Here is a 1,002-nt window from a genome sequence, read left to right as displayed (position 1 = left end):
GATCTCGGCGTGGGCGAAGGGGTCACCGTCGGCCTCGCGCCGGTTGGTGGCCACGGCCAGCTCCCGGCCGTCCGGCCCCACCACGAGCGCGCCGACCGGCACATCACCCTCGGGGGTGTCACCGGCGGCCGCCAGGGCCCGCCGTATCAACCGCTCGTCCTCGGACCGGGGCGACGTCGGTGACATGGGCGCGGTCACAGGGGTGACCGCCTCACGAGCATGACCGCCTCACGAGTCGGGCAGGTGTCGCTCGAGCTCCTCGCCGAAACCCATGCGCTCGGCCAGCGACTGCAGCTGCTCGTCGGCATAGAGGTCGGTCTCGGACACGATGATCTCCAGCACCCCCGGCGGCAACCCCACGTCCTCGAGGATCGCCATGTCGCCCTCGCCCCAGGGGTCGGCGTCCTCGAGATCCTCGTCCGGAAGCTCCACGTTGAGCTCGTCGAGCACGTCGGCCGCGAGGTCGTAGTCGAGGGACGCGGTCGCATCGGAGAGCATGAGCCGCATCCCGGACGGGCCGGGACGAAGGATCACGAAGAACTCGTGATCGACGTCGACGAGGCCGAACGACGCCCCCTCGGTGCGCAGCGAGCGGACCTGCCGCGCGGCGTCGTCGAGACTGGTGAGCGCGGTGTCATCGAGTCTGGTGATCTGCCATGAACCGCCCGCCTGCAACACCCCGAGAGCGGAACCGGTGACGGCGTCGTCGTCGCTGTCGCTGTCGCGGGTGTTTCGGTCGGAGGTGCTGGCCATGGGCCCAACCGTAGTCTGCTGTGAGAACCTTGTCAGGTGGCGGCGGTGACGGACGTGTGCGTGCTCGGAGCGGGCCTGATCGGCGGTTCGTTGCTGCGGGTCCTGGGCCCGGATCGGGCGTTCGGGTGGAATCGCTCGACCCCCGGCGCGGAGGCGGCGACGGCGGCCGGCTTCCACGTCTCGACGGATCTGGCCGACACGCTCCGCCGGGCCGCGCGGACGGACGCCCTCGTCGTCGTCGGCGTCCCC

Annotated in this window: 1 protein-coding gene and 2 pseudogenes; 1 reads left to right on the top strand and 2 read right to left on the bottom strand. The window is 71.3% G+C overall.

Annotated features, from left to right (window positions below; all coding sequences use genetic code 11):
• Together G6021_RS10515 and G6021_RS10510 are read right to left on the bottom strand one after the other, a co-directional pair.
• Positions 1-186, bottom strand: a pseudogene (locus G6021_RS10515) (nucleoside deaminase); the annotation flags it as partial.
• Between the two features lie 42 nt (positions 187-228).
• Positions 229-753 carry a tRNA adenosine deaminase-associated protein gene (locus tag G6021_RS10510; RefSeq protein WP_095717134.1) on the bottom strand — a complete coding sequence of 175 codons (525 nt, stop codon included), beginning with the start codon at positions 751-753 and terminating at the stop codon, positions 229-231.
• Positions 754-798: 45 nt separating this feature from the next.
• On the opposite strand from G6021_RS10510, the pseudogene G6021_RS10505 reads away from it, so the two are divergent.
• Positions 799-1,002, top strand: a pseudogene (locus G6021_RS10505) (prephenate dehydrogenase); the annotation flags it as partial.

Origin of the sequence: Dietzia sp. CW19 (genome assembly GCF_014145265.1) — a bacterium.
In the GTDB taxonomy this organism is placed as follows: domain Bacteria; phylum Actinomycetota; class Actinomycetes; order Mycobacteriales; family Mycobacteriaceae; genus Dietzia; species Dietzia natronolimnaea.
This window is presented reverse-complemented; position numbering and strand designations above follow the sequence as displayed.